This is a genomic window from Tabrizicola oligotrophica, assembly GCF_011008935.1.
GTDB classification, from domain to species: domain Bacteria; phylum Pseudomonadota; class Alphaproteobacteria; order Rhodobacterales; family Rhodobacteraceae; genus Tabrizicola_A; species Tabrizicola_A oligotrophica.
In genome coordinates this window covers 141,103-166,901 of record NZ_JAAIVJ010000003.1, presented here as the reverse complement: position 1 = coordinate 166,901, position 25,799 = coordinate 141,103, and the positions used below count along the sequence as shown (strand labels likewise).

General features: G+C 66.2%; 19 protein-coding genes. 16 read left to right on the top strand and 3 right to left on the bottom strand.

The annotated features are described in order from the left end of the window. Complete coding sequence (locus G4Z14_RS07280; protein WP_227751584.1) at positions 1-897, top strand: FAD:protein FMN transferase; 897 nt, start codon at positions 1-3, stop codon at positions 895-897. Between the two features lie 313 nt (positions 898-1,210). Here the strand turns inward: G4Z14_RS07280 and G4Z14_RS07275 are convergent, their stop codons facing one another. Beyond that, positions 1,211-2,860: an ABC transporter substrate-binding protein gene (locus tag G4Z14_RS07275; RefSeq protein ID WP_164624195.1), complete on the bottom strand. Its 1,650-nt coding sequence runs from the start codon at positions 2,858-2,860 to the stop codon at positions 1,211-1,213. A 389-nt stretch (positions 2,861-3,249) separates the two neighbouring features. On the opposite strand from G4Z14_RS07275, the gene G4Z14_RS07270 reads away from it, so the two are divergent. The 4 genes from G4Z14_RS07270 (at position 3,250) to G4Z14_RS07255 (ending at position 9,225) form a co-directional block, all read left to right on the top strand. After that, positions 3,250-3,936, top strand: a complete 687-nt coding sequence (locus tag G4Z14_RS07270) for a TetR/AcrR family transcriptional regulator (RefSeq protein WP_164624193.1) — start codon at positions 3,250-3,252, stop codon at positions 3,934-3,936. 177 nt (positions 3,937-4,113) lie between these two features. Beyond that, positions 4,114-6,525 (top strand): GcvT family protein, encoded by a 2,412-nt coding sequence (locus G4Z14_RS07265; RefSeq protein WP_164624191.1) that lies wholly within the window; start codon positions 4,114-4,116, stop codon positions 6,523-6,525. A 203-nt stretch (positions 6,526-6,728) separates the two neighbouring features. Beyond that, on the top strand, positions 6,729-8,267 hold the full coding sequence (locus G4Z14_RS07260; protein ID WP_164624189.1) for a trimethylamine methyltransferase family protein: 1,539 nt from the start codon (positions 6,729-6,731) through the stop codon (positions 8,265-8,267). A 19-nt stretch (positions 8,268-8,286) separates the two neighbouring features. Continuing rightward, the gene (locus tag G4Z14_RS07255; protein ID WP_164624187.1) at positions 8,287-9,225 is read left to right on the top strand and encodes a GlxA family transcriptional regulator; all 939 of its coding nucleotides are present in this window, start codon (positions 8,287-8,289) and stop codon (positions 9,223-9,225) included. Positions 9,226-9,280: 55 nt separating this feature from the next. On the opposite strand, the gene G4Z14_RS07250 is transcribed toward G4Z14_RS07255, so the two are convergent. Continuing rightward, the gene (locus G4Z14_RS07250; protein ID WP_164624185.1) at positions 9,281-9,739 is read right to left on the bottom strand and encodes an Lrp/AsnC family transcriptional regulator; all 459 of its coding nucleotides are present in this window, start codon (positions 9,737-9,739) and stop codon (positions 9,281-9,283) included. A 190-nt stretch (positions 9,740-9,929) separates the two neighbouring features. Here G4Z14_RS07250 and G4Z14_RS07245 point away from each other — a divergent pair, with 190 nt between their 5' ends. From G4Z14_RS07245 to G4Z14_RS07220, 6 genes are read left to right on the top strand one after another with little or no spacing between them, the layout of a single operon-like run. Next, positions 9,930-13,373 carry an indolepyruvate ferredoxin oxidoreductase family protein gene (locus G4Z14_RS07245; RefSeq protein WP_164624183.1) on the top strand — a complete coding sequence of 1,148 codons (3,444 nt, stop codon included), beginning with the start codon at positions 9,930-9,932 and terminating at the stop codon, positions 13,371-13,373. A 12-nt stretch (positions 13,374-13,385) separates the two neighbouring features. Then, entirely contained in the window at positions 13,386-14,552 is a 1,167-nt protein-coding gene (locus tag G4Z14_RS07240; RefSeq protein WP_164624181.1) for an acyl-CoA dehydrogenase family protein, read from the top strand. After that, on the top strand, positions 14,549-16,156 hold the full coding sequence (locus G4Z14_RS07235; protein WP_164624179.1) for a carboxyl transferase domain-containing protein: 1,608 nt from the start codon (positions 14,549-14,551) through the stop codon (positions 16,154-16,156). The genes G4Z14_RS07240 and G4Z14_RS07235 overlap by 4 nt, the downstream gene beginning before the upstream one ends. A gap of 10 nt (positions 16,157-16,166) precedes the next feature. Then, positions 16,167-18,170 carry an acetyl/propionyl/methylcrotonyl-CoA carboxylase subunit alpha gene (locus G4Z14_RS07230; RefSeq protein WP_164624177.1) on the top strand — a complete coding sequence of 668 codons (2,004 nt, stop codon included), beginning with the start codon at positions 16,167-16,169 and terminating at the stop codon, positions 18,168-18,170. Beyond that, a complete protein-coding gene (locus G4Z14_RS07225; protein ID WP_164624176.1) occupies positions 18,163-19,020 on the top strand; it encodes a hydroxymethylglutaryl-CoA lyase in 858 nt (285 codons plus the stop codon). Before G4Z14_RS07230 ends, G4Z14_RS07225 begins: the two co-directional genes overlap by 8 nt. After that, positions 19,017-19,799, top strand: a complete 783-nt coding sequence (locus G4Z14_RS07220; protein WP_164624174.1) for a crotonase/enoyl-CoA hydratase family protein — start codon at positions 19,017-19,019, stop codon at positions 19,797-19,799. The genes G4Z14_RS07225 and G4Z14_RS07220 overlap by 4 nt, the downstream gene beginning before the upstream one ends. Positions 19,800-19,848: 49 nt before the next feature. Here the strand turns inward: G4Z14_RS07220 and G4Z14_RS07215 are convergent, their stop codons facing one another. Further along, complete coding sequence (locus G4Z14_RS07215) at positions 19,849-20,310, bottom strand: Lrp/AsnC family transcriptional regulator (protein WP_164624172.1); 462 nt, start codon at positions 20,308-20,310, stop codon at positions 19,849-19,851. Positions 20,311-20,462: 152 nt separating this feature from the next. Here G4Z14_RS07215 and G4Z14_RS07210 point away from each other — a divergent pair, with 152 nt between their 5' ends. The 5 genes from G4Z14_RS07210 to G4Z14_RS07190 are packed head-to-tail and all read left to right on the top strand — an operon-like array spanning position 20,463 to position 25,799. After that, positions 20,463-21,641: a thiolase family protein gene (locus G4Z14_RS07210; RefSeq protein WP_164624170.1), complete on the top strand. Its 1,179-nt coding sequence runs from the start codon at positions 20,463-20,465 to the stop codon at positions 21,639-21,641. Between the two features lies 1 nt (position 21,642). Further along, complete coding sequence (locus tag G4Z14_RS07205; RefSeq protein WP_164624168.1) at positions 21,643-22,794, top strand: acyl-CoA dehydrogenase family protein; 1,152 nt, start codon at positions 21,643-21,645, stop codon at positions 22,792-22,794. Beyond that, positions 22,791-23,558: an SDR family NAD(P)-dependent oxidoreductase gene (locus tag G4Z14_RS07200; protein ID WP_164624166.1), complete on the top strand. Its 768-nt coding sequence runs from the start codon at positions 22,791-22,793 to the stop codon at positions 23,556-23,558. Before G4Z14_RS07205 ends, G4Z14_RS07200 begins: the two co-directional genes overlap by 4 nt. Then, positions 23,555-24,784 (top strand): thiamine pyrophosphate-dependent dehydrogenase E1 component subunit alpha, encoded by a 1,230-nt coding sequence (locus tag G4Z14_RS07195; protein WP_164624164.1) that lies wholly within the window; start codon positions 23,555-23,557, stop codon positions 24,782-24,784. The genes G4Z14_RS07200 and G4Z14_RS07195 overlap by 4 nt, the downstream gene beginning before the upstream one ends. A gap of 1 nt (position 24,785) precedes the next feature. Further along, the gene (locus G4Z14_RS07190; protein WP_164624162.1) at positions 24,786-25,799 is read left to right on the top strand and encodes an alpha-ketoacid dehydrogenase subunit beta; all 1,014 of its coding nucleotides are present in this window, start codon (positions 24,786-24,788) and stop codon (positions 25,797-25,799) included.

Genomic DNA, 25,799 nt, shown 5'->3' with positions numbered 1-25,799 from the left:
ATGCTGACCCGCCGCCGCTTCATCGCGATTTCCGCCGCATTGATGCCGTCGCACGCGTTGGCACGCGCGCCCGATCTGCATGTCGAAACCGGACTGGCGTTGGGCGCGCGGGTGACTCTGCGGTTGCAGCACCCCGAGGCCCCGCGGCTTGCCCGAATGGCCATGGCCGAAATTCGGCGGCTGGAAGGCGTCTTCTCGATCTACCTGCCGGACTCAGCGCTGTTGCGCCTGAACCGCAACGGGCAGCTTCTTGCCCCCCCGTTCGAGCTTCTGGAATGCCTGGCCCTTGCCGGGCGGGTCCATGCGGCCAGTGGCGGGCGGTTCGACCCGACCATCCAGCCGCTGTGGCAGGCCGAGGCCGGGGCGCGGGGGGCAGGTCAGCGCCTTTCGGATGCGCAGCGTTCTGCAGCCCGTGCCCTGATCGGCTGGCAGGGCGTCGGCCTTTCGTCAGACGCCATCGCACTGCGCCCCGGCATGGCGCTGACGCTGAACGGGATTGCCCAGGGCTACATCGCCGACCGTGTAGCGGCGCTGCTCGCCGACAACGGCCTGACGCGCGCGCTGATCGACAGCGGCGAGTTGCGCGCCCTGCCCGAAGGCGACTGGCCGGTGCAACTGGCCTCGGGGGGCAGCGTTGCCCTGAGGAACCGGGCGCTGGCCACTTCTGCCCCGCTCGGCATGACCTTCGCGGGCGATGGTGAGAGCAGCCATATTCTCAACCCCGAAACCGGCCGGCCAGTCCAGTCGCGCTGGCGGGCGATCTCGGTTTCTGCGGGGTCGGCCGCTCTTGCGGACGCGCTGTCCACCGCCGCTTGCCTGAGCAGGGATCGCGACGACGTTCTGGCCCTGTGCGCCCGGTTCGACGACGCAAGGCTGGAAGCCGCCGTTCCGGCGTAATATCGCTGCAGCCGTCGTGGCCCGGCACTGGTATCAGGCGCTGGCCTTGGCCCTGTGCGATTTCAACCTGCTGGAGCGGCTGCGCCATGCCTCTCATTCGCGGATCGGCGCCGCTGTTTCAGGCTTGCAGGCTGGGATCGTGACGGGTTCCTGCCGCACCAGAAAAAGGACGCAGACGTGGCGGAGGGTGCAAGACGGCGGGGGCAACATCCTGTGACTGAGAGGCAATTTGGCCTGATGTGGCAGATGCGGGGACAGGAAATCCGGGCGGACGGAGCCGCCCGGGATCTGACCGCGCGGCCCTGAAGACCGCTCAGGCCTGCGCTTTCCACCATTTGTAGTGATGATGCTCGATCATCGGGTGCTGTTCGCAACCATGAATTTCCGGCGCGGTGTGGCGGTAAAGCGAACGCCAGTAGGGCTGGATCAGCACGCCCTCATCCTGCATGATCCTTTCGATCTTCTCCATCACCACCTTGCGCGCCGCAGCATCAGAGATCGACAGCGCTTCGGCCAGAGCGGCGTCGAGATCGGCATTGTTCAGCGCGGTTTCGTTCCAGGCGACACCGGACTTGTAGGCGAGCGAGAAGATCTGCACGCCAAGCGGGCGCATGTTCCATTCGGTGGCCGAGAACGGATACTTGGTCCAGTCGTTCCAGAAGGTCGAGCCGGGCAGCGTGGTGCGCTTGATGGTGATCCCGGCGTCGCGGATCTGCGCCGCAACGGCGTCGCAGGTCGCCGCCTGCCAGTCGTCTTCCAGCGAGATCAGCTCGAACTCGGTGTCGATCAGCCCTGCCGCCTCGATCGCGGCTTTGCCGGCGGCCGGATCGACGACCAGCGGCGGAAGCGGGGCGTATTCCGGGTGAATTGGGCAGACGTGATGGTTTTCGGCAGGTTGGCCAAGGCCGCTGTAGCCCAGTTCCAGCACCACCTTGTTGTCGACGCAGGATTGCAGCGCCCGGCGGACGGCCTTGTCCTTGTAGAGATCCGAGGCCTGGTTGAACCGCACCGCCAGCGTGGCCGCGGTCACGGCTTCGGATTTGGTCCAGCCGATGGCGTCAAGCTGGTCGATGAAATCCCCCTGGCTGCGGTAGGAGGCGTCAATCTCGCCCGACCCGGCTGCGGCGACGACGCTGGACGGATCGGTCCCGAGGTCGATGTATTCGATCTTTTCAAGGTAGGGCCCGCCATAGACGGCAGTGCCCCACCAGGTATGGTCGCGGTTGAGCACAAGCGTTTGCTTGACGCCGATTTCGTTGACGTCCGGCAGGTAGGGGCCAGTTCCGACCGGGCTTGCCGCGTTGTCGCCGCCCGCATAGCTGGCGTGGTAGACCGCTGCCGGATAGTCCGCCATGCCGACGATGATCGAGATGTCGGGTGCGGGCAGGGTCAGCCTGACGGTGTGGTCGTCCACCTTGGTGACGGAACCGTCGCGGACCTTTTTGGTCGTCTCGTCCACCAGCCCGCCCATGCGCGCCGCCATCGAGTTGCCTTCGACATTGGCGTCGCACCAGTCGGTGATGATCCGCACCACATCGTCCGCGGTAAAGGCGTCACCGTTGTTCCAGCTCACGCCCTTGCGGACATGCAGCGTGAATTCGGTGGCATTGTCATTGACCTCCCAGCTTTCCAGAAGCATCGGCCGCAGCGAGCCGTCGGCTTCATATTCGACCAGATAGTCGAGCCAGCCCCGGGCAAAGTTCGCCAGTTCTGCCCAATCCCAGGTGCGCGGGTCCTTGCCGGGGCGGGTTTCCATCGCCATGCGCAGCGTGCCGCCCGTGGCGGGGGCCTCTTGCGCGGCGACCGGGGTCTCAAGGCCCAGCAGGCCATAGGCCGCGGCCGCCGAAACGCCGAGCGCGGTCGCCCGGGTCATGAATTCCCGGCGGTCGAGCTGGCCGCGCTGGCATTCATCGGAAAACAGGACCGCGCCGGGATGGGCCGGTGGGTGCAGCTCTTCTGTCATCTTGATCTCCCTGTTGCCGTATTTGTCAAATTTAGGGACATTTATGTACCTAATGAAGCCAAACATCTGGACTGATTCGAGTCAAGTGCCGCGGGTGATCGGGAGTGGAGCTTGGGCAATATTCGGAAAATATTGAATATATCGGGTGGATTGGCGCTTGGACTTGCCGGGGTGCCTCGGGATGTGCCCTTGAAACCCGGGGATGGGTGGCATTCGCAAGGGGACAGTCTTGCACGTTGGCTCTCTGTGGTGATGGCAACCTGCCTGCGGGGCGTGGCAGTCCTTGCGCCGGGCCGTCTTGCGGCTTCCGCAAACGCTCTGGCATCGTGCATTGCAAGAACGGATGGTCAGGGCCTATGCTTGGCCACAGGCAGGACAGGAAGACCAGGATGACCGAGCAGAGCCATATCGGCGCGGAAGACAGCCCGGAGTTGGAGGCGGAGCGCTCTGAACGGCTCAGCCGGCAGGACTGGCTGGATCTTGCCCTGCGCACTCTGGTCGACGATGGCATCGACCGGGTCAAGGTGCAGATCATGGCCAAGCAGTTGGGCGTCGCAAGGTCCAGCTTTTACTGGCATTTCGAAAGCCGCGAGGATCTGCACAAGGCGATGCTTGACGATTGGCTGCGCAAGAACACCAGCCCGATCATTGAACGGGCAATGCGGCCGGAGCCAGATGTGAACCGGGCGCTGATCAGCGTCTTTGAGTGCTGGATTGACGAGGCGCTGTTCGACCCGGCGCTGGACATTGCGGTCAGGCTTTGGGGGCGCCGCTCGCCCGCGGTGCGCGCCGTCGTGGTCGAGGCCGACACGTTGCGCGTCGATGCCCTGCGCCGGATGTTCCTGCGCTATGGCTATCGCGAACAGGAGGCCCTGATCCGGGCTCGGGTGATCTATTTCACCCAGATCGGTCAGTACACCCTTGACGTGCTCGAGGAGCCCGAGGTCCGCTTTTCGCATGGGCCGACCTACATCCACATCTTTACCGGTGTCGCGCCGGATGCGCGCCAGTGCCAGGAGCTGGCGGATCGGGTCGACGAAAAGGTGTTCAAGTTGCCAAAGCGTTCAAAAGTCTGACGCTTTTCTGTAAGTTGCGCAGATTTCTTTCTAAGGTCAGATATGCTTTCCGGCACGGCGCGGCAGGGTTCTGCCGTGGCACTTCGGCGATTCTGCATCCGTCCGTCCATTTGTGTGTGGATAAAACTAGACATTAGTGTACCTTCATGGCAGCCTTTCAGCAACAGGAGGTGCCTCATGAAGAATCACTACCGCGTGGTCATTGTCGGCGGTGGAGTCGTGGGTGCTTCGGTTGCCTACCACCTGACGAAGTTTGGCTGGAGCGATGTCGCCATTGTCGAGCGCGACGTGCTGACCGCCGGCTCCAGCTGGCACGCGGCGGGCGGGTTTCATGCGCTGAATGCCGATCCGAACATTGCCGCCCTGCAGGCCTATACCATCGACCTGCTGACCGAGGTCGGGGCGGAATCGGGTATCAACATCGGCATGCACATGACCGGCGGCATCTCTGTCGCCTCGGCGCCGGCGCGCTGGGAATGGCTGCAATCGGCCTATCGCACCTTCCAGTCGCTCGGAATCGACGACGTGGAGCTGATCGGCCCCGACGAGATCAGGCGCCGCTGCCCGATCATCTCGACCGAAGGTATCATCGGCGGCATGTGGAGCGACCGCGAGGGCCATATCGACCCCTCGGCGGTGGTGCATGCCTATGCCCGCGCCGCAAAGAACCGGGGGGCGGATATTGTCGAGCATACCAAGGTGGAAAGCCTGCACCAGCGTGCCGATGGCCAATGGGAGGTGCGCACCGACAAGGGCGTGATCCTGGCCGAACATGTGGTCAACGCGGGCGGGCTTTGGGCCAAGCAGGTGGGGCGCATGGCCGGTGTCGACCTGCCGGTCTCGCCGATGGAACATCACTACCTGGTCACGGAAGCCATTCCCGAACTGGTCGGGATGGCGGGCGAAATCCCGCTGATCGTCGATCTGGAAGGCTTTACCTACACCAGGCAGGAACAAAAGGGCCTGCTGATGGGGATCTATGAGCGCAAGTACCAGCATTGGAACATGGATGGCGCGCCCTGGGATTTCGGGGTCGAGCTGATCCAGGAAGACCTCGGCCGCATCGAGGACGAGCTTTCGCTGGGCTTCCAGCGCTTCCCCTGCCTGAACACCGCGGGCGTCAAGCGTTGGGTCAATGGCGCCTTCACCTTTTCACCCGATGGCAACCCGCTGGTCGGCCCGGTGCGGGGCTTGCGCAATTACTGGGTGGCTTGCGGCGTGATGGCAGGCTTCCTGCAGGGCGGCGGGGTGGGCAAATCGCTGGCGGAATGGATGATCGGCGGCGAGCCGCAGGCCGATATCTACGGCATGGACATTGCGCGCTATGGCGAGTTTGCTTCGAACCGCGAATATATCCGGCAGACCACCGGCCAGTTCTATTCGCGCCGCTTCGTGATGTCTTATCCGAACGAACAACTGCCCGCCGGCCGCACCCTGAAGACCCCCGGCGCCTATGAGGGCATGACCGCGGCAGGCTGCCGCTGGGGCGCGGGCTGGGGTCTGGAACAGCCGCTGTATTTCGCGCCGGACGGGTTCGAGGAAACCCCGTCGCTGAAGCGGTCCAACGCTTTCGACCTGATCGGCGAGGAGGCCCGCGCCGCCCGCACCGCCGCCGGGCTTTTGGATATCACCGCCTTTTCGCGCTACGAGGTGGGCGGCCCCGGGGCGGCGGGCTGGCTGGACGGCATCTTTGCCTGCAACCTGCCGAAACCGGGCCGTGCCACGCTGGCCCCGATGCTGGGCGAAAACGGCAAGCTCAAGGGCGATCTGACACTGTTGAACTGGGGCGATGGCCGCTATTGGATCATGGGGTCGTATTACCTGCGGCAATGGCACATGCGTTGGTTCGAAACCCATGCCGCCCCCGGCGTGACGGTGCGCGACATTTCCGATGCGGTGGGCGGCTTTGCCCTTGTCGGTCCGAAGGCGCGCGAGATCCTGCAAGGCCTGACGCATCAGGATCTGTCGGCCAAGGCCATGCCCTTCATGGCTTGCCAGATGCTCGACATCGGCCTGATCCGCGCCCGGGTGGCGCGCATGTCGGTGACGGGTGAGACGGGATATGAGATCAACTGCGGGGCTTTGGAACATGCCACGCTGCGCAAATTGCTGTTGGCCGTGGGCGCTGGTCATGGCCTGCGCGAGATCGGCTTCAACGCTGTCCTGTCGTTGCGGCTGGAGAAAAGCTTTGGCATCTGGTCGCGAGAATTCACCCAGGGCTATACCCCAGGCGAAACCGGGATGGACCGCTTCATCGGCTGGGACAAGCCCGCCTTCATCGGTCGCGATGCCGCGCTGGCCGAGCGCGCGACCGCCTCGAACCGCGTGCTGGTCACGCTGGAAATTGCGGCGACCGATGCGGACGCCTCGGGCTATGAGCCGATCTGGCAGGCGGGCAAGGTTGTGGGTTTCGTCACCTCGGGCGGTTATGGCCACACGGTCGGCAAAAGCCTTGCCATGGCCATGGTCGACCGGGCAGTTGCCAACCCCGGCTCGCGGCTTTCCACCCATATCGTCGGGCAGGAGGTGGCGGCCACCGTCATCGTGGGCTCACCCTATGACCCCGCGGGTCGGGCGATGCGCAGTTGATCTGCGGGAAACGTCATGACCCGCCATGACCCTGCGCCCGGTCTTTTGAAAGAGGGCCTGAACAACCGGAAAGGCCAGCCGCCTGTCGCCACGAGGGCGCCCTTCGCCTGCATCCAAGCCGCGGGCTGCTGCCCTGTTCTATGAGCTGGATCGGCGCGACCGATCTGGTTGACCCAATCGCCTGACCAAGGAGACGTGCCACCATGGAACCGACCCCCGAGCCCGACACCCGCACGCGCCGCCGCAGCCGCGAGCAGGCGCCCAAAGTCACCCGGCAGCCGAACTATCGCCAGTTGCGCCACCCGTTCCCGGCGCAGGCCATGTTCTCCGACGACGAGATCGCCGCGATCCACGACACCGCCCTGCGCGTGCTGGAGGAACTCGGCATGCGCGTGCTCCTGCCCGAAGCGCGGCAGATCTATGCTGCGGCGGGCGCGAAGGTGGTCGATGACATGGTCTTCATCGGCAAGGACATCGTGCGGGCCGCCCTGGCCTCGGCACCGAAACGCTGGGCCTTGCGCGCCCCGAACCCCTTGCGCGATCAGGACTATGCACAGGGCGCGATGATCTTCATGGCCGGTGTCGGCTGTCCCAATGCGACTGACCGCGACCGGGGCCGCCGCCCCGGCTCCATCGCCGATTTTGTCGAGACGGTGCAGCTGTGCCAGCATTACGACGTCATCCACATGCTTGGCCCGATGACCGAGCCACAGGACGTGCCGGTGCATCTGCGCCACTACGCCACGCTGCAGGCGCAGCTGGAACATTCCGACAAGCCGCTGTTCCTGTTCTCGCGCGGGCCGGGGCAGGTGCAGCAGGGGTTCGAACTGATCCAGACTGCGCTTGGCCTGTCGGATGCCGAATTCGCCCGCGATGTCTGGGTCAGCACGGTGATCAACACCAACTCGCCCCGGCTGCTTGACAATCCGATGGCACAGGGCCTGATCGACTTTGCCCGCGCCGGCCAGATGTGCATCGTGACACCCTTCTGTCTGGCGGGCGCCATGGCCCCGATCACACCGGCGGGCGCCCTGACGCTGCAACACGCCGAAGCCCTGGCAGCGATCACCCTGACACAGCTTGCCCGCGCGGGTTGCCCGGTCAGCTATGGCGGGTTTTCCTCGAACGTCTACATGAAAAGCGGCGCACCCGCCTATGGCACCCCCGAGCATCTCAAGATGCAGATCGGCGGCGGCCAGCTGGCGCGGCATATCGGCCTGCCCTGGCGCACCGCCTCGGGGGCGGCATCGAACACCGCAGACATGCAGGCGGCGCTGGAAACCACCATGGGGCTGTGGGGGGCATCGCTGGCGCACGGCACGCTGATCGTCCATACCGCCGGCTGGCTGGAGGGTGGCCTGACCTTCGGCTACGAGAAATTCATCAATGACATCGAAAGTCTGCAGGTTTTTTCCGAACTGGCCAGCCGGCCGTCCGGCTCTGCCGCCGAGATCGGCTTTGACGCGATTGCCGATGTGCAACCGGGCGGGCATTTCTTCCAGACCCAGCACACCATGGACCGGTATCAGACCGCGTTCTACGCCCCGATCGTGGCCGATCTGAACAATTTCGGCACCTGGAGCGAACATGGCGCCAGGACCTCGACCGAGCGGGCCACCGATGTCTGGAAGCAGGTGCTGCGCGATGCTCGCAAACCCGAAGGGGCCGAAGAGCGCGTCGCCCGGATGCAGCCGCTGATCGCGGCCTTTGCGGCCGCGGGCGGCGCTTCGCCGATGGATTGACAGGCAGCGCGGCACGGACATGACCTTCCTTCGCCCTCTGACCGGACGTGGCGCGACGCAGCACCTTGTCTTCCTGCTGCTCGATGGCTTTACGCAGGTGTCCTTTGCCTGCGCGATGGAGCCGTTGCGGCTGGCCAACTGTGCCAGCGGCATGCCGACTTTCGCCTGGCAAACCCTGTCGGTCGATGGCGGGCCGGTGAAGTCGTCCTGCGGCACGACGATTCTGGTGGATGGCGCGTTGCGCAACCTGTCCCGAGCCGACACGCTGGTCGTCGTCGGGGGACACCGCAGTCTGACGGCAGACACGCCCGCGCTGCCGGCGTATCTGCGGCGCCAGCATGCCCATGGCGTTGCCATCATCGGCCTTTGCGGCGGGCTGGAGGCGCTGGCCCGCGCGGGGCTGCTGAACGGTCAGGAATGTGCCGTCGACTGGCAGTTTGCCCAAGGTTTTGCCGAACGGCACCCCGCCGCCGTGGCCAGCGATCAGGCCTTCGTGTTGTCGCGCATCTCGACCGCCGCCTCGGGAACCGCCGCCGCCGACCTGATGCTGCATCTGATCGGCCAGTCGCATGGCGGCGATCTGGCCAATCAGGTGGCCGACATGATGATCTACGGCCACGTCCGCCAGCCCGGCGCGAAACAGAGGGTGTCGCTGAACGCGCTTCTCGGCGTGCGCAGCGAAGTCCTCTCCGGTGCGATCCGGATCATGGAAGGTCACATCGACAGCGTGCTGCAGGTCGCTGAAATCGGCGAAATGCTGCGGACATCTGTCCGCCAGCTGGAACGGCTGTTCGCCCGGCATCTGAACCTGTCGCCAAGCCAGTATTACATCAGGATCCGGCTTGCCCGGGCCACGGCGCTGCTGCGCGAAACCGAGATGTCCGTGACCGAAGTGGCCTTTGCCTGCGGCTTTTCCGGACCGAGCCAGTTTTCCAAGACCTACCGCAAGCATCTGTGAACGTCGCCGGCGCGGTTCCGCGTGGTGCAACTGCCCACGGCCCCGGTGGTTGCAGTCAGATCGGCACGTTCAGACTGTGCTTGACCCGTTTCAGGGTAAAGCTGGTGTTGATCGACTGCACGTTCGGCAATTCGACCAGCGCGTTCTTCACCGTCGCCTCGTAGTCGCGGACGCTGGCGGCGATGACCTGCAGCACATAGTCGTATTCGCCGCTGAGCGAGTAGCATTGCATCACCGCAGGCACCTGCGCCACCGCATCTTCAAAGGCGCGCAGCCGGTCGCGCTGGTGGTGGCTGATCTTCACGAAACAGAACGCCAGGATTTCATAGCCCACCGCCTCGGGGTCGATGACAAAGCGGCGCGGGGTAATGGCGCCATCGGCCTGCAACCGCTGCAACCGCCGCCAGCAGGGCGAATGGCTGAGGCCGGTCACATCGGCCAGTTCGCGCATGGTCAGTTCGGGCTGCGTCTGCAGCGCCCGAAGGATGCGCTTGTCCGAATCATCCAGATCCATGGCTTTCCCCGCTTGGCGACAAGTCTTGCATTGATAACATATTTGGACAACAGGGCGTGCAAATCGGCGCCTCATCAAATACAATGTACCATATCGCCGAAGAACAAGGTCAGCAATAGCGACCTTGTTTCAGGGCGCCCGCAGTAAGGTTGTCTCAGTTTGCACCGCGCGAATGAGGGAAGGACCGCGGATGGCCATTTCGCTGGACGACAAATACACGGCGGAACGCGGGGCGGTCTATCTGACCGGCACGCAGGCGCTTGTGCGGTTGCCGATGACCCAGATCCGCCGCGACCGGGCGGCGGGGCTGAACACGGCGGGCTTCATCTCGGGTTATCGCGGCTCGCCCTTGGGGGCCTATGACCAGCAACTGGTCAAGGCGCGCAAACATCTCGACCGGCATGAGGTGGTGTTCCAGCCCGGGCTGAACGAAGACCTCGCCGCCACCGCCGTCTGGGGCAGCCAGCAGCTGCACCTGTCGCCGGGCGCGCGCAAGGACGGCATCGTCGGCATCTGGTATGGCAAGGGGCCGGGCGTGGACCGGTCGGGCGATGTGTTCAAGCACGCCAACGCCGCCGGATCGTCGCGGCACGGCGGCGTTCTGGCAATTGCCGGCGACGATCACACCTGCAAATCCTCGTCCATTCCGCACCAGTCGGACCATGCCTTCATCTCGGCCCTGATGCCGATGCTTTACCCCTCGTCGGTGCATGAGTTCCTGGAAATGGGCCTGCTGGGCATCGCCATGTCGCGCTATTCGGGCTGCTGGGTCGGCTTCAAGGTGATCTCGGAAACCGTGGAAATCACCTCGGTCGTCGATCTGGCGCAAGAGGCGCGGCAGTTCGTGCTGCCGACCGATTTCGAGCTGCCGCCCGATGGGCTGAACCTGCGCTGGCCCGATCCGCCCTTGGTGCAGGACGAGCGGTTGCAGGAACACAAGGGCTATGCCGCTATCGCCTTTGCCCGCGCCAACGGGGTGGACCGGCTGGTGATCGACCACCCGAACGCCCGCTTCGGTATCGTCGCCTCGGGCAAGGCCTATGAGGATGTGCGGCAGGCGCTGGCCGAGCTGGGGCTGGGGCCGCAGGAACAGGCGGCGATCGGGATGCGGCTTTACAAGGTCCGCATGCCGTGGCCGCTGGAGCCCGAAGGCATCCGCGCCTTCTCCCGCGGGCTGGAGGAGGTGCTGATCGTCGAGGAACGCCGCGAGATCATCGAGAACCAGATCAAGGAACAGCTGTTCAACTGGCGCCCCGACGTGCGCCCCCGCATCGTCGGCAAGTTCGATGAGGCGGGCCATCCCTTCCTGCACCTGTCGGCCGGGCTGACCGTCGGTTCCGTCGCGGGCGCGATTGCCGAACGTCTGTTGCGGCTGGATCTGCCCGAGGGCATGGCCGCCCATCTGCGCGCCCGGACCGAAGTGCTGCACCGCGCCGAGGCGCGCGGCGCCGAACATGCGCCCCCCGTGCTGCGCCTGCCGCATTACTGCGCCGGCTGCCCGCACAACACCTCGACCCGCGTGCCGGAAGGGTCCAAGGCGATGGCCGGGATTGGCTGTCACTTCATGGCGCAGTGGATGGACCGGCGGACCGAGACCTTTACCCATATGGGGGCCGAGGGCGTGCCGTGGACGGCGATCAGCCGGTTCACCGACGAAAAGCACCGCTTCGTCAATCTCGGCGACGGCACCTATTTCCACTCGGGCCATCTGGCCATCCGCCAGTCGGTCGCGGCGGGGGCGAACATCACCTACAAGATTTTGGTCAATGATGCGGTTGCGATGACTGGCGGCCAACCGATCGACGGGGTGCTGACGCCGCAGCAGATCACCCACCAGATGTATCACGAGCGCGTCGCCCGCATCGTGCTGATGTCGGATCACCCCGAGGTCTACCGCCCCGCCGATCTCGCCCCCGGAACCGCGATCCGCCACCGCGACGAGATTGACGCGGTGATGCTGGAGCTGCGCGAGGTGCCGGGCGTCACCATCATCGTCTTTGAACAGACCTGCGCCGCCGAAAAGCGCCGCCGCCGCAAACGCGGCGCGCTGGAAGACCCGCCGCTGCGGCTGTGGATCAACCCGCAGGTCTGCGAGGGCTGTGGCGACTGTTCCGAGAAATCGAACTGCATCGCGGTGGAGCCGCTGGAAACCGAACTGGGCCGCAAGCGGCGGATCAACCAGTCGGCCTGCAACAAGGACTACTCCTGCCTCAAGGGCTTCTGCCCGTCCTTCGTGACGGTGCGCGGGGGCGGTTTGCGCAAGAACCAGCCGCAAGGCGGGGCGGATGTCACGGCCCTGCCTGAACCGGACCTGCCGGAGATCGACCGGGCCTGGAACCTTGCGCTGGCCGGGGTGGGCGGCACGGGGGTTCTGACGATCAGCGCCATTCTGGGCATGGCCGCCCATGTCGAGGGCAAGATCCCGATGGTGCTGGACATGGCCGGGCTGGCGCAAAAGGGCGGTGCGGTGATGAGCCATGTCCGCATTTCGCGCCCCGACCGGCCCATCGCCGCGCCGCGGATTGCCGCGGGGTCTGCTGATCTCTTGCTCGCGGCGGATTCGGTGGTGGCCGCGTCGAAGGATGCCATCCTGCTGTGCAGTCCCGACCGGACCGAGGCCGTGCTGAACACCCGCATTACCCCGGTGTCCGATTTCGTCCGCCTCCGCGATTTCGATTTCCGCGAACCGCAGGTCGAGGCTTCGGTCACGGCGGCCGTGCGCTCTGCCCGGCATTTCCGCAACTTCTCGGCCCTGGCGCAAAGGCTGACCGGCGACGAGATCGGCGCGAACCTGATGATGCTGGGCTATGCCTGGCAAAACGGGCTGGTGCCGCTGGCAAGCGCCTCGATCCTTGAGGCGATTGCCCTGAACGGCACGGCGGTAAGGGCCAACACCGACGCCTTCAACTGGGGGCGGCTTCTGGCGCATGACCCGGCGCGGGTCGAGCTGCTGGCGCATGTGCCGAAGCCACCCGAACCCCTGTCGCTGGACGCCCTGATCGCGCGGCGCGCAGCGCATCTGACGGACTATCAGAATGCGGCGCTGGCCGAGCGTTACCGCGCCGGGCTTGCCGGGGTCGTCGCGGCGGCGGCGCGGATCGGTGCCGCGGACCTGCCCCGCATCGCCGCCGAGGCCTATGCCAAGGTTCTGGCCTACAAGGACGAATACGAGGTCGCCCGGCTTTATTCCCTTCCGGCCTTCCGTGCCGGTCTGGAGGCTGAATTTTCCGGCGACTACCGCATCGCGCTGAACCTTGCCCCGCCGATCCTGCCGGGCAAGGCCGCTGATGGCCGGCCCCGCAAGCGCGAATTCGGGCCGTGGATCCTGCCGGTGCTGCGCCTGCTGGCCCGGCTGAAGCCGCTGCGCGGCACCTGGGCCGACCCGTTCGGCCAGAGCCACGACCGCAAGCTGGAGCGCGCCCTGATTGCCCTTTACGAGGCCGATCTGGCGCTGGCGGCACAAACCCTGACCGCCGAGACGCTGCCGACGCTGCGCGAACTTCTGTCCCTGCCGCGGGACATCCGCGGCTATGGTCCGGTCAAGGACGCGGCTTTCAAACGACAGATGGCGCGGCGCGACCGGCTCCGCGCCGCCTTGCAAGACAAGACCTCTGCGGCGGTGGCGGCGGAATAGGGAGGGAAGGGCATGTTTCTGCACTCGATGAGCTTCGATCTCGGCGAAGAGGTGAACGCGCTGCGCGACATGGTGCATCGCTGGGCGCAAGACCGGGTCAAGCCGATGGCCGCCGCGGTCGACCGGCAAAATGCCTTTCCGGCCGAACTTTGGGCCGAGATGGGCGGCCTTGGCCTTTTGGGCATCACCGTGCCCGAGGAATATGGCGGGGCGGGGATGGGCTATCTTGCCCATGTCATCGCAGTCGAGGAAATCGCCCGTGCCTCGGCCTCGGTGGCGCTGAGCTATGGCGCGCATTCGAACCTGTGCGTCAACCAGATCAAGCTGAACGGCACCCCGGCGCAGCGCAGGAAATACCTGCCGGGCCTGATTGCCGGCACCCAGGTCGGCGCGCTGGCCATGTCCGAGGCGGGGGCCGGGTCGGATGTGGTGTCGATGACGCTCAGGGCTGATCGCAATGGCGACGCCTATGTGCTGAACGGCACGAAATACTGGATCACCAACGGACCGGATGCCGATGTGCTGGTGGTCTATGCCAAGACCGATCCGCAGGCCGGGTCCAAGGGCATCACCGCCTTCATCGTCGAAAAGACCATGCAGGGGTTCAGCACGTCGATGCATTTCGACAAGCTGGGGATGCGCGGCTCGAACACGGCGGAGTTGATCTTCGACAATGTCGAGGTGCCGGCGGAAAACGTGCTGGGGTCCGAAGGCAAGGGCGTGCGCGTGCTGATGTCGGGGCTGGATTACGAAAGGGTGGTGCTGTCGGGCATCGGCACCGGCATCATGGCGGCCTGTCTGGACGAGATCATGCCCTACATGGTCAGCCGCAAGCAATTCGGACAAAGCATCGGGCAGTTCCAGCTGATGCAGGGCAAGATCGCCGACATCTACACCAAGCTGAATTCAGCCCGCGCCTATGTCTATGAGGTGGCCCGTGCCTGCGACCGCGGACAGGTGACGCGCGCCGATGCGGCGGCCTGCGTGCTTTACGCCTCGGAAGAGGCGATGGTGGTCGCGCATCAGGCGGTGCAGGCCATGGGGGGCGCGGGGTTCCTGAATGACAGCCCGGTTGCCCGCCTGTTCCGCGATGCAAAGCTGATGGAGATCGGCGCCGGCACCAGCGAAATCCGCCGCATGCTGATCGGGCGCGAGCTTATGGGGGCAATGACGGCATGACTCTCCTGACTTCGCACATCTCGCCGCGCAGCGAGACTTTCCGCGCCAATCTGGCCGCCAACATGGCCGCCTTCGACACCGTGACAGCCGCTGCCGGGCTGGCGTTGGCGGGGGGCGGCGACAAGGCCCGCGCGCTGCACCAAAGCCGGGGCAAGCTTTTGCCGCGCGAGCGGATCGACCGGCTTCTGGACCCGGGCTCGCCGTTTCTGGAGGTTGGCCTGTTTGCCGCCCACGCGATGTATGACAGCGCCAGCCCCTCGGCGGGCCTGATTGCCGGGATCGGGCGGGTTGAGGGCCAGGAAGTGATGATCCTGTGCAACGATGCCACCGTGAAGGGCGGCACCTATTTCCCGATGACGGTGAAAAAACACCTGCGCGCGCAGGAGATTGCTGCCGAGAACCGGCTGCCCTGCGTCTATCTGGTGGACAGCGGCGGCGCCAACCTGCCCAATCAGGACGAGGTTTTCCCTGACCGCGAGCATTTCGGCCGCATCTTCTTCAATCAGGCCAACATGTCGGCGCAGGGCATTGCGCAGATTGCCGTGGTGATGGGCTCCTGCACGGCGGGCGGCGCCTATGTTCCGGCGATGTCGGATGTGACGATCATCGTGAAGGGGCAGGGCACGATCTTTCTGGCCGGACCGCCGCTGGTGCGGGCGGCCACGGGCGAGGTGGTCTCGGCCGAAGATCTGGGCGGCGGCGAGGTGCATACCCGGCTGTCGGGCGTGGCCGACCTGCTGGCCAATGACGACATCCACGCGCTCGCGCTGGCCCGGCGGGCGGTGGCGGGCCTCAACCGGCAAAAGCGGCCCGGCCTTGCTCTGCAGGCGCCGGAAGACCCGGCCTATGACCCGGACGAGATCATGGGCATTGTGCCGGCGGAACTGAAAACCCCCTACGACATCCGCGAGGTGATCGCCCGCACCGTTGACGGCTCGCGTTTTGACGAATTCAAGCCGCGCTATGGCACCACCATCGTCTGCGGCTTTGCGCATGTCATGGGCATGCCAGTGGGCATCATCGGCAACAACGGGGTGATCTTTTCGGAAAGCGCGTTGAAGGCCACGCATTTCGTCGAGCTGTGTTCGCAGCGCGGTATCCCCTTGGTGTTTTTGCAGAACATCTCGGGCTTCATGGTGGGGCGCACGGCGGAAAACCGCGGCATTGCCAAGGACGGGGCGAAGCTTGTCACCGCGGTCGCCACGACGCAGGTGCCGAAGATCACCCTGATTGTCGGCGGATCGTTCGGGGCGGGCAATTACGGCATGTGCGGCCGTGCCTATGGCCCGCGCTTTCTGTGGACCTGGCCGATGAGCCGGATTTCGGTGATGGGGGGCGAACAGGCGGCCGGAGTTCTGGCCACCGTCCGCCGCGACGGGATCGAGCGCAAGGGCGGCACATGGTCGGCCGAGGAGGAGGCCGAGTTCAAGCGCCCGACGATCGAGATGTTCGACCGCCAGTCGCACCCGCTTTATGCCTCGGCCCGGCTTTGGGATGACGGCATCATCGACCCGCGCCAGACCCGCCAGGTGCTGGCCCTGTCGCTGTCGGCCACACTGAACGCCCCGATCCCAGAGACGCGCTTCGGCGTGTTCCGCATGTGAGGCCCGCGCCATGTTCACCAAGATCCTGATTGCGAACCGGGGCGAGATTGCCGCCCGTGTCATCACCACCGCCCGGCGTCTGGGCATTGCCACGGTGGCCGTCCATTCCGACGCCGATGCGGGCGCGCTGCATGTCGCCATGGCGGACGAGGCGGTGCATATCGGCCCGGCGGCGGTGGCCGACAGCTATCTGCGCGGCGACCGGATCATCGCCGCCGCGCTGCGGACGGGGGCGCAGGCGATCCATCCCGGCTATGGCTTCCTGTCGGAAAATCCCGGTTTCGTCGAGGCGGTTCAGGCTGCCGGTCTGGTTTTCATCGGCCCGCCCGCCAGCGCCATCCGCGCCATGGGTCTGAAGGATGCCGCCAAGGCGCTGATGCAAAGCGCGGGTGTGCCAGTGGTTCCCGGTTATCACGGCGAACGGCAAGAGCCCGCGCTGCTGGCCGTCGAGGCCGCGGCCATCGGCTATCCGGTGCTGATCAAGGCCCGGGCAGGGGGCGGCGGCAAGGGCATGCGGCTGGTCACGGACCCGGCCGATTTTGCACAGGCGCTTGAAAGTGCGGCGCGCGAGGCACAGGCCAGCTTCGGCGACCCGGCCTGTCTGGTCGAGAAATACATCACCCAGCCCCGGCACATCGAGATTCAGGTCTTTGGCGATACGCATGGCAATGTCGTCCATCTGTTTGAACGCGATTGCAGCCTGCAACGCCGCCACCAGAAGGTGATCGAAGAGGCTCCCGCCCCCGGCATGCCCGCCGAGGTGCGCGCTGCGATGGGTCGGGCGGCAGTCGAGGCGGCGCGCGCCATCGGCTATCAAGGGGCCGGAACGGTGGAATTCATCGTCGACGGGGCCGGACCGCCGCGCGCCGACGGGTTCTGGTTCATGGAGATGAATACCCGGCTTCAGGTTGAACACCCGGTGTCCGAGGCGATCACCGGTCTTGATTTCGTCGAGCTGCAACTGCGCGTGGCGGCGGGCGAGGTGCTGCCCTTCCGGCAAGAGGATCTGGCGATCACCGGCCATGCCTTCGAGGCCCGGCTTTATGCCGAAGATGTCGACAAGGGGTTCCTGCCCGCCATCGGCCGGCTGACCCATCTCGGCTTTCCGGCGGCGACCAGCTTTGCCCGCGGGCCGGTGCGCATTGATGCGGGTGTGCGGCAAGGGGATGATATCTCGCCGTGGTATGACCCGATGATCGCCAAGGTCATCGTCCACGGACCGGATCGCGCGGCGGCACTGCGCCAGTTGGCCACGACGCTGGACGCCTGCCGGATTGCCGGCTGCACCACCAATGTCGAGTTTCTCGCCGCGCTTGCCCGGCACGACGGCTTTGCCGCCGGCCATGTCGATACCGGCCTGATCGCCCGCGACCTGCCGCGGCTGACCGAACGGCCCGCCATGCCCGCCGAGGCACCGGCGCTGGCGGCGCTTGCAGCGTTGCACCTGCTTGACCCGGCTGCGACCCTCGACCCCTGGGACCGGCTGACCGGCTGGCGCGGCTGGGGACAGGCCGAGGCGCATGTGACGCTGGACTACAAGGGCCACGCTCTTGGCCTGCGGGTGCAGCACCTTGGCCCGCGGCATTTCCGGGTAACCGGCCCTGATCTTGCGGTCACGCTTGACCTGCTGGACCACCGCGGCGGCGCACTGCGCTTTGCCAGCGATGGCCACCAGGCCTCGGCGCATGTGGTGATCGCCCCGGAGCGGATCAGCCTGTTTTTGCATGGGCACAAGCATGACTTCACCCCGGTCGATCCGTTGCAGGTGGCCGCGCATGACCACGACGGCGGCCTTGCGGTCATCGCACCGATGCCCGGGCTGGTCTCATCGCTGCGCACCCGTGCCGGGACGAAAGTGACGAAGGGCACGCCGCTTCTGGTGCTGGAGGCGATGAAGATGGAGCATATCCTGACCGCCCCGCGCGATGCCACCGTGCGCGAGGTGCTGGTGGCCGAGGGCGATCAGGTGAGCGACGGCACGATGCTGGTGCAACTGGAGACGGATGATGCCTGAGGCGGTCACGCTTTACGAAATGGGCCCGCGCGACGGGTTGCAGAACGAAGCGCGCCAGATCGACACCGCCGACAAGATCCGCCTTGTCGATCAGCTTTCCGACTGCGGCTTTTCCTATATCGAGGTGACAAGCTTCGTCAGCCCGAAATGGGTGCCGCAGATGGCCGATGCCGCCGCGGTGCTTGCGGGTATCCGCCGCAAGCCCGGCGTGATCTATGCTGCGCTGACCCCCAACCTTCAGGGCTTCGAACGGGCGCTGGAGGCCGGGGCGGATGAGGTGGCGGTCTTTGCTTCGGCCTCGGAAGGGTTTTCGCAGCGGAACATCAACTGCTCGATCGCCGAAAGTCTGGACCGGTTCCGGCCTGTCCTGCAAAGCGCCCGCACCGCGATGATCCCGGTGCGCGGCTATGTGTCCTGCGTTACCGATTGCCCCTATGACGGCCCAGTCGGCCCCGAGGCGGTGGCCGAAGTGGCCGAAGCGCTGGTCAGGATGGGCTGCTATCAGGTCAGTCTGGGTGACACGATCGGCGCCGGCACACCCGAGACGATCGGCCGGATGCTGGACGCGGTTCTGGCGCGGATTCCGGCGGGTCGGCTGGCGGGGCACTACCACGACACGCGCGGCCGGGCGCTGGACAATATCGCGGTCAGTCTGGATCGGGGCCTGCGGGTATTCGACAGTTCGGTCGGCGGTCTCGGTGGGTGTCCCTTTGCGCCCGGCGCCAAGGGCAATGTCGCCACCGAAGCCGTGGCGGCGATGCTTCATGCCGCGGGCTTCGAGACCGGGCTTGACCTTGACCGGCTGGCCCGGGCCGGCGAATTTGCCCATAGATTGAGGAACCCGACATGACCTGGCAAACGCTTGATGTTCGTCGCGACCCTCGCGGCGTGGTGCATGTCACACTGAACACGCCCGACCGCCGCAACGTGCTGTCCGCTGCCATGATTGCGGAGCTGACCGAATTCGCCCGCAGAATGGCAGAGGAACGCGGCACTCGCGCCGTCGTGCTGTCGGGCGCAGGGTCCACCTTTTGCGCCGGCGGCGATCTTGCCTGGATGAAGGCGCAGATCGAGGCCGACCGCCCGCAGCGTCTGGTCGAAGCACGCAAACTGGCCGAAATGCTGCAGGCGCTGAACACCCTGCCCGTGCCCTTGATCGGCCGGCTGCACGGCGGGGCTTTTGGTGGTGGCGTTGGCATGGCCTGCGTCTGTGATGTTGCGGTCGCGGCGCGCGGCACCAAGTTCTGTTTCTCGGAAACCCGGCTGGGCATCATTCCCGCGACCATCGGCCCCTATGTGCTGGCCCGCATGGGCGAGGGCCGGGCGCGGCGTGTCTTCATGTCGGCACGGGTCTTCGAGGCGGATGAGGCAGAGACACTTGGTCTTGTGTCCCGCGTCGTCGATGCGGCCGATCTGGATGCCGCCATCGAGGCCGAGGTCGCACCCTATCTCGCCACCGCCCCCGGCGCAGTTGCGGCCGCCAAGTCTCTTGCCCGCTCTCTTGGCCCCCGGATCGACGCCAGCGTGATCGACGACAGCATCACGCGCCTGGCCGACATCTGGGAAGCTGAGGAGGCGAGGCTGGGAATTCAGGCCTTCCTTGACAAGCGACCTCCGCCCTGGGGTTGAGTTCAGGCCCCGAAACACTGCGACCGGCGCCGCAGGTCGGACATGGGCTTCAGATCGGCAGGGTCTTTGAATCCTTGACCACCTCAAGGATGACGGAGCTTTGCATCTCGCGCACGCCGGGCAACGAGACCAGCTTGTTTTGCAGCAGTTGCTGGTAGTGGTCGACATCGCGCACGATGACCCGAAGATAGAAGTCGAAATCGCCCAACACCAGCAGCGCGATCTGGATTTCGGGGATCTCCCGCACCGCTTTCTTGAAGGCTTCGAGCTGACCGCGCTCGTGCCCCTGCAGTTTGATGCGCAGGATGATCAGCGTGTCGAACCCAAGCTTTCTGGCATCAAGAACCGTCTGTTTGCCCCGGATCACCCCCTGTTCCTGCAAGCGGGCGATTCGGCGCGAGCAGGGTGACTGCGACAGCCCCGCACGGGAGGCAATCTCGGTGACCGACAGATTGCCGTCACCTTGCATTGCGCGGAGAATCCGAAGATCGGTCTCGTCCAGATCAAGCATGCCACACCCGATAATGGCGAAATTATTGGCTGAATCATGCTCAGATTGCCTCCGATGGCAAGAGCTGAAGGAGACCCATGCCGGCAAACGGCTGTAGACTGGAGGCAGCGCAGGGCAATCCGCCCGACGCAGACTGCAGGGGAGGGTCGGTCATGGAACCGGTCGCAATCGTATCGGCACAGCGCACGCCCATCGGGGCGTTTCAGGGTGCGTTCAGCGATCTGGCTGCCCCGGATCTTGGCGCGGTCGCAGTGCGGGCCGCGGTTGCGCAGGCGGGGCTTGCGCCCGAGCGGATTGACGAGGCGCTGTTCGGGCTGGTGCTGGGGGCGGGCGTTGGTCAGGCTCCGGCGCGACAGGCCGTGCTGCGGGCGGGCCTGCCGCACTCCATTCCCTGCACCACGATCAGCAAGGTCTGCGGCTCGGGGATGCGGGCTATCCTTGACGCGGCGCTGCGCATCCGTGCCGGCGAGGCGCGGGTGATGCTGGCCGGCGGCATGGAAAGCATGACCAATGCGCCGCACCTGATCCCCAACTCGCGCCGGGGGCAGCGGCTGGGGCATGGGCGGCTGATCGACCACATGTTCTTTGACGGGTTGGAGGACGCCTATGACAAGGGCGCGCTGATGGGCCAGTTCGCCGAGCTTTGCGCCGGAACTTTCGGCTTCACCCGCGCCGAGCAGGATGCCTGGGCCATCCGCTCGCTGGAACGCGCGCTCGATGCGCAGGGCCGCGGCGCCTTCGCGCGCGAGATTGCGCCCGTCACCGTGACCGGGCGCAAGGGGGCGGTGGTGGTGGCGGCGGATGAACAGCCCGGTCTTGCGCAGCCCGCCAAAATCCCGCTGCTGAAGCCCGCCTTCCGCGCTGACGGCACCGTGACCGCCGCCAGTTCCTCGTCGATTTCGGACGGCGCGGCGGCGCTGGTGCTGGCCTCGGGCGAGGCCCTGCGCGCGCAGGGGCTTGCGCCGCGCGCCTGGATCATCGGCGCGGCGGGCCATGCACAGGAACCGGCCTGGTTCTCGACCGCGCCGGTCGCCGCCACACGCAAGCTTCTGGACCGGCTGGGCTGGCAGGCAGGCGATGTGGACCTGTGGGAGGTGAACGAAGCCTTTGCCGTCGTCGCGCTTGCCTTCGTGCGCGAGCTTGCGCTGCCCGAGGACCGGGTGAACGTCAATGGCGGAGCCTGCGCGCTGGGCCATCCGATCGGCGCTTCGGGGGCGCGGATCGTGGTGACGCTCTTGCATGCCCTGGAAGACCGCGGGCTGAAGCGCGGCATCGCCTCGATCTGCATCGGCGGCGGCGAGGCGCTGTCCATCGCCATCGCGAGGGACTGAGATGAACCTGATCCTGACCGACGAACAGGTGATGATCCGCGACACTGCCCGCAGCTTTGCCCAAGGCCGGCTGGCGCCGGGGGCCGCGGCGCGGGCAAGGGCGGGCGAGATCGAACCGGAGCTGATTGCCGAAATGGCGGCGCTCGGGTTTCTGGGCATGACCGTGCCGGAAGGTCAGGGCGGCATCGGCGCCGATTACGTCTCTTACGCGCTGGCGCTGATGGAGGTGGCGGGCGGCGATGGCGCGGTGTCGACGATGATGTCGGTTCACAACGCCCCGTTCTGCGCCATCCTGTCGCGCTACGCCTCGCCGGACCAGCAGCGGCTCTGGCTGCACCCTGCGGCGCGGGGCGCGTTCATCGGCGCTTTTGCCCTGACCGAGGCGCAGGCCGGCACCGATGCCGCCGCGATCCGCAGTCGCGCCCGGCGCGCGGGCGAGGGCTATGTCCTGGACGGCGCCAAGCAGTTCATCACCTCGGCCCGGATCTGCGGTGGCCTCATCACCTTTGCCGTCACCGATCCGGAGGCTGGGAAGAAGGGCATCACCGCCTTTTACGTTCCCGCCGGCAGTCCCGGATTGTCGGTCGCCGCGCCCGAACGGAAAATGGGCCAGCGCGCCTCGGATACCTGCGCGCTGACCTTCGACAGGCTGCGCCTGTCTGACAACCACCGCATCGGCGCTGAAGGGCAGGGCCTTGCCATCGCGCTGTCGTCACTGGAGGTCGGGCGCATCGGCATTGCCGCGCAATCGGTCGGCATGGCGCAGGCGGCGCTGGAGGTGGCGGTGGCCTATGCCAAGGGGCGCAGGGCCTTTGGCAAACCGATAGCCGATCATCAGGCCGTGGCTTTTCGACTGGCCGACATGGACACGCAGGTCGAAGCCGCGCGGCAACTGGTGCTGAACGCGGCCCGGCGCAAGGATGCCGGCGCACCGTGCCTGCGCGAGGCCTCCATCGCCAAGCTGTTCGCCAGCCAGATGGCCGAGCGCGTGGTTTCGGACGCGATCCAGACGCTGGGCGGCTACGGCTATCTGGAGGATTTCCCGCTGGAGCGCCTCTACCGCGATGTGCGGGTCTGCCAGATCTACGAGGGCACCTCGGACGTCCAGCGCATCAACATATCCCGCGAGCTGCTTGGGGGGAAAAGGCCATGAAACTGGGCAAGGACATGTCCGCCGTGATTACCGGCGGGGCCTCGGGGCTGGGGCTGGCCGTTGCGCAGGCCCTGGCCGCCCGGGGGGTGCGGACCGGCATTCTCGACAGGGACGAGACGGCCGGATGGGCGGTCGCGGCCGATCTTGGCGGCAGCTTTGCGCGCTGCGATGTGTCCGACCCGGCGTCGGTCGCCGCTGGCTTGGCCGAACTGCGCGCGGCCAACGGGCCAGAGCGGATCTGTGTCAACTGCGCCGGCATCGCGCCCGCAATCCGCACTGTCTCGCGCGATGGCGCGCATGATCCGGCAGGGTTCGCGAAGGTGATCGGCATAAACCTGATCGGCACCTTCAACGTGGCCAGCCAGTCAGCGGCGGCCATGGCGGCGCTGGACCCGCTGGACGGCGATGGTGAGCGCGGCGTGATCGTCAACACCGCCTCGATTGCCGCCTGGGACGGACAGATCGGGCAGGCGGCCTATGCCGCCTCCAAGGCGGGCGTGGCCGGCCTGACCCTGCCCATGGCCCGCGATCTGGCGCGCAGCGGCATCCGCGTCATGGCCATCGCGCCGGGCATCTTCAGCACGGCGATGGTGACGGGCTTCGCCCCCGAAGTTCAGGCGGCACTGGCGCAACACGCGCAATTCCCGCCCCGCCTTGGCCGGCCCGAGGAGTTTGCCGCGCTGGTCTGCCACATCGCCGAAAATCCAATGCTCAACGGCGAGGTGATCCGCCTTGACGCTGCAACCCGGATGCCCCCGAAATGACCGCGAAACTCGCCTTTCCCCACCCGCCAGCCCGGCCCGACCAGTCGCCGGACTTTTCCAACATCGTCGTTCCCCTGGCGGGCAGCCTGCCGGTCCCGCCGCTGGATCTGGAGGCAAGGGACGCGCGTCCCTTCGCCATCGGCCTGATCCGCGTTCTGGATGACGAGGGCCGGGCCGTCGGACCCTGGGCCGACTGTATCGGGGACCTGTCCGACGACGATCTGCGGCTTGGCCTGCGTGACATGCTGCAGATGCGGGCCGTGGACCGGCGAATGCTGAATGCGCAGCGGCAGGGCAAGACCTCGTTCTATCTGCAATGCACCGGCGAGGAGGCGATTGGCTGCGGCTTCCAGCGCCAGTTGGAAAAGGGCGACATGAACTTCCCGACCTATCGCCAGCAAACCCTTCTGATCGCGGCGGATTATCCGCTGGAGGCGCTGATGGGCCAGCTTTACTCGAACGATCTCGACCCGTTGCAGGGCCGGCAACTGCCGATCATGCATTCGGCGCGCGACTATGGGTTCTTTTCGATCTCGGGCAATCTCGGCACGCAATATGTGCAGGCGGTGGGCTGGGCGATGGCCTGCGCCCTGCGTGGCAATGGCAAGATCGCGGCAGGCTGGATCGGCGATGGCGCCACGGCGTCGAACGATTTCCACAGCGCGCTGCTTTCGGCATCGGTCTACCTGCCGCCGGTGGTGCTGAATGTCGTGAACAACCAATGGGCCATCTCGACCTACACCGGGGTTGCGGTGGGCAAGAGCGAAACCTATGCCGCCCGCGCGCTTGGCTATGGCATTCCGGCGCTCAGGGTGGACGGCAACGATTACCTCGCCGTGGCGGCGGTGTCGCGCTGGGCGATCCGCCGGGCGCGGCAGGGCCATGGCCCGGTGCTGATCGAATGGTTCACCTATCGCGCGGCCGCGCATTCGACATCGGACGACCCGAGCGCCTATCGCCCGAAGGACGAGGCCCGGGCCTGGCCCTTGGGCGATCCGGTCGAGCGGCTGAAGGCGCATCTGATCCGGCGTGGCGCCTGGTCGGAGGAACGGCATGCGCAGGCCGAGGCCGAGATCCTTGACGAGGTGAGGACAGTGCAGAAGGCGGTCGAGACGCATGGCACCTTTGTCGATCCGAAGCCGATCTCGCCGGCCGAGATTTTCCGGGGGGTCTACGCCGATCTGCCCGACCATCTGCGGCGGCAGCGGCAGGAAATGGGGTTCTGACATGGCCCGCATGACCATGATCGAGGCGCTGCGCAGCGCGATGGACGTCAAGCTGGCCGATGACCCTTCGGTCATCGTCTTTGGCGAGGATGTCGGCTATTTCGGCGGCGTGTTCCGCTGCACCGCCGGCCTGCAGGCCGCCTACGGCGAAGAGCGGGTGTTCGACACGCCGATCAACGAAAGCGCCATCGTCGGCATGGCGGTGGGCATGGCCGCGCAGGGCATGCGGCCTTGCGTCGAGATCCAGTTCGCCGATTACGTCTTTCCCGCCTATGACCAGATCAGCCAGGAGGCGGCCCGGCTGCGCCACCGCTCGAACGGGCAGTTCACCTGTCCGCTGGTGGTGCGCATGCCGACGGGCGGCGGAATCTTCGGCGGCCAGACCCACAGCCAAAGCCCCGAGGCGCTGTTCACCCATGTCGCCGGGCTGAAGGTGGTGATCCCCTCCAACCCCTACGACGCCAAGGGCCTGCTGATCGCGGCGATTGAAGATCCCGACCCGGTGATCTTTCTGGAACCGAAGCGGCTCTACAATGGTCCGTTCAATGGCGACCATTCCGGCAAGTCGACCCCATGGTCCGCCCATCCGGCCGGCGAGGTGCCTGAGGGGCATTATGCCATCCCTCTCGGCAAGGCCGAGCTGCGGCGTGCGGGCCGGGACGTGACCGTTCTGGCCTATGGCACTATGGTTCATGTCGCCGAGGCCGCCGTGGCGGAGGCCGGTGTCGATGCCGAGATCATCGACCTGCGCAGCCTCTTGCCGCTGGATCTCGACACGATCCGGGCTTCGGTCGAAAAGACCGGGCGCTGTGTGGTGGTGCATGAGGCGACGCGGACCAGCGGCTTTGGCGGCGAATTGATCGCCGAAGTGCAGGAGGCCTGTTTCTGGCACCTGCGCGCGCCCCTGATCCGCATCGCCGGCTGGGACGCCCCCTATCCGCACGCGCAGGAATGGGACTACTTCCCCAGTCCCGCCCGCATCGCCCGCGCCTTGCGCAAGGTCATGGAGGAGTGA

Excerpts from the sequence above, each read along its gene's own strand:
- G4Z14_RS07255 (WP_164624187.1), top strand. The coding sequence starts at position 8,287 with ATGACCTTCCTTCGCCCTCTGACCGGACGTGGCGCGACGCAGCACCTT.
- G4Z14_RS07235 (WP_164624179.1), top strand. The coding sequence starts at position 14,549 with ATGACTCTCCTGACTTCGCACATCTCGCCGCGCAGCGAGACTTTCCGC.
- G4Z14_RS07250 (WP_164624185.1), bottom strand. The coding sequence starts at position 9,739 with ATGGATCTGGATGATTCGGACAAGCGCATCCTTCGGGCGCTGCAGACG.
- G4Z14_RS07240 (WP_164624181.1), top strand. The coding sequence starts at position 13,386 with ATGTTTCTGCACTCGATGAGCTTCGATCTCGGCGAAGAGGTGAACGCG.
- G4Z14_RS07230 (WP_164624177.1), top strand. The coding sequence starts at position 16,167 with ATGTTCACCAAGATCCTGATTGCGAACCGGGGCGAGATTGCCGCCCGT.
- G4Z14_RS07280 (WP_227751584.1), top strand. The coding sequence starts at position 1 with ATGCTGACCCGCCGCCGCTTCATCGCGATTTCCGCCGCATTGATGCCG.
- G4Z14_RS07220 (WP_164624174.1), top strand. The coding sequence starts at position 19,017 with ATGACCTGGCAAACGCTTGATGTTCGTCGCGACCCTCGCGGCGTGGTG.
- G4Z14_RS07260 (WP_164624189.1), top strand. The coding sequence starts at position 6,729 with ATGGAACCGACCCCCGAGCCCGACACCCGCACGCGCCGCCGCAGCCGC.
- G4Z14_RS07245 (WP_164624183.1), top strand. The coding sequence starts at position 9,930 with ATGGCCATTTCGCTGGACGACAAATACACGGCGGAACGCGGGGCGGTC.
- G4Z14_RS07270 (WP_164624193.1), top strand. The coding sequence starts at position 3,250 with ATGACCGAGCAGAGCCATATCGGCGCGGAAGACAGCCCGGAGTTGGAG.
- G4Z14_RS07210 (WP_164624170.1), top strand. The coding sequence starts at position 20,463 with ATGGAACCGGTCGCAATCGTATCGGCACAGCGCACGCCCATCGGGGCG.
- G4Z14_RS07200 (WP_164624166.1), top strand. The coding sequence starts at position 22,791 with ATGAAACTGGGCAAGGACATGTCCGCCGTGATTACCGGCGGGGCCTCG.
- G4Z14_RS07265 (WP_164624191.1), top strand. The coding sequence starts at position 4,114 with ATGAAGAATCACTACCGCGTGGTCATTGTCGGCGGTGGAGTCGTGGGT.
- G4Z14_RS07195 (WP_164624164.1), top strand. The coding sequence starts at position 23,555 with ATGACCGCGAAACTCGCCTTTCCCCACCCGCCAGCCCGGCCCGACCAG.
- G4Z14_RS07190 (WP_164624162.1), top strand. The coding sequence starts at position 24,786 with ATGGCCCGCATGACCATGATCGAGGCGCTGCGCAGCGCGATGGACGTC.
- G4Z14_RS07225 (WP_164624176.1), top strand. The coding sequence starts at position 18,163 with ATGCCTGAGGCGGTCACGCTTTACGAAATGGGCCCGCGCGACGGGTTG.
- G4Z14_RS07215 (WP_164624172.1), bottom strand. The coding sequence starts at position 20,310 with ATGCTTGATCTGGACGAGACCGATCTTCGGATTCTCCGCGCAATGCAA.
- G4Z14_RS07275 (WP_164624195.1), bottom strand. The coding sequence starts at position 2,860 with ATGACAGAAGAGCTGCACCCACCGGCCCATCCCGGCGCGGTCCTGTTT.
- G4Z14_RS07205 (WP_164624168.1), top strand. The coding sequence starts at position 21,643 with ATGAACCTGATCCTGACCGACGAACAGGTGATGATCCGCGACACTGCC.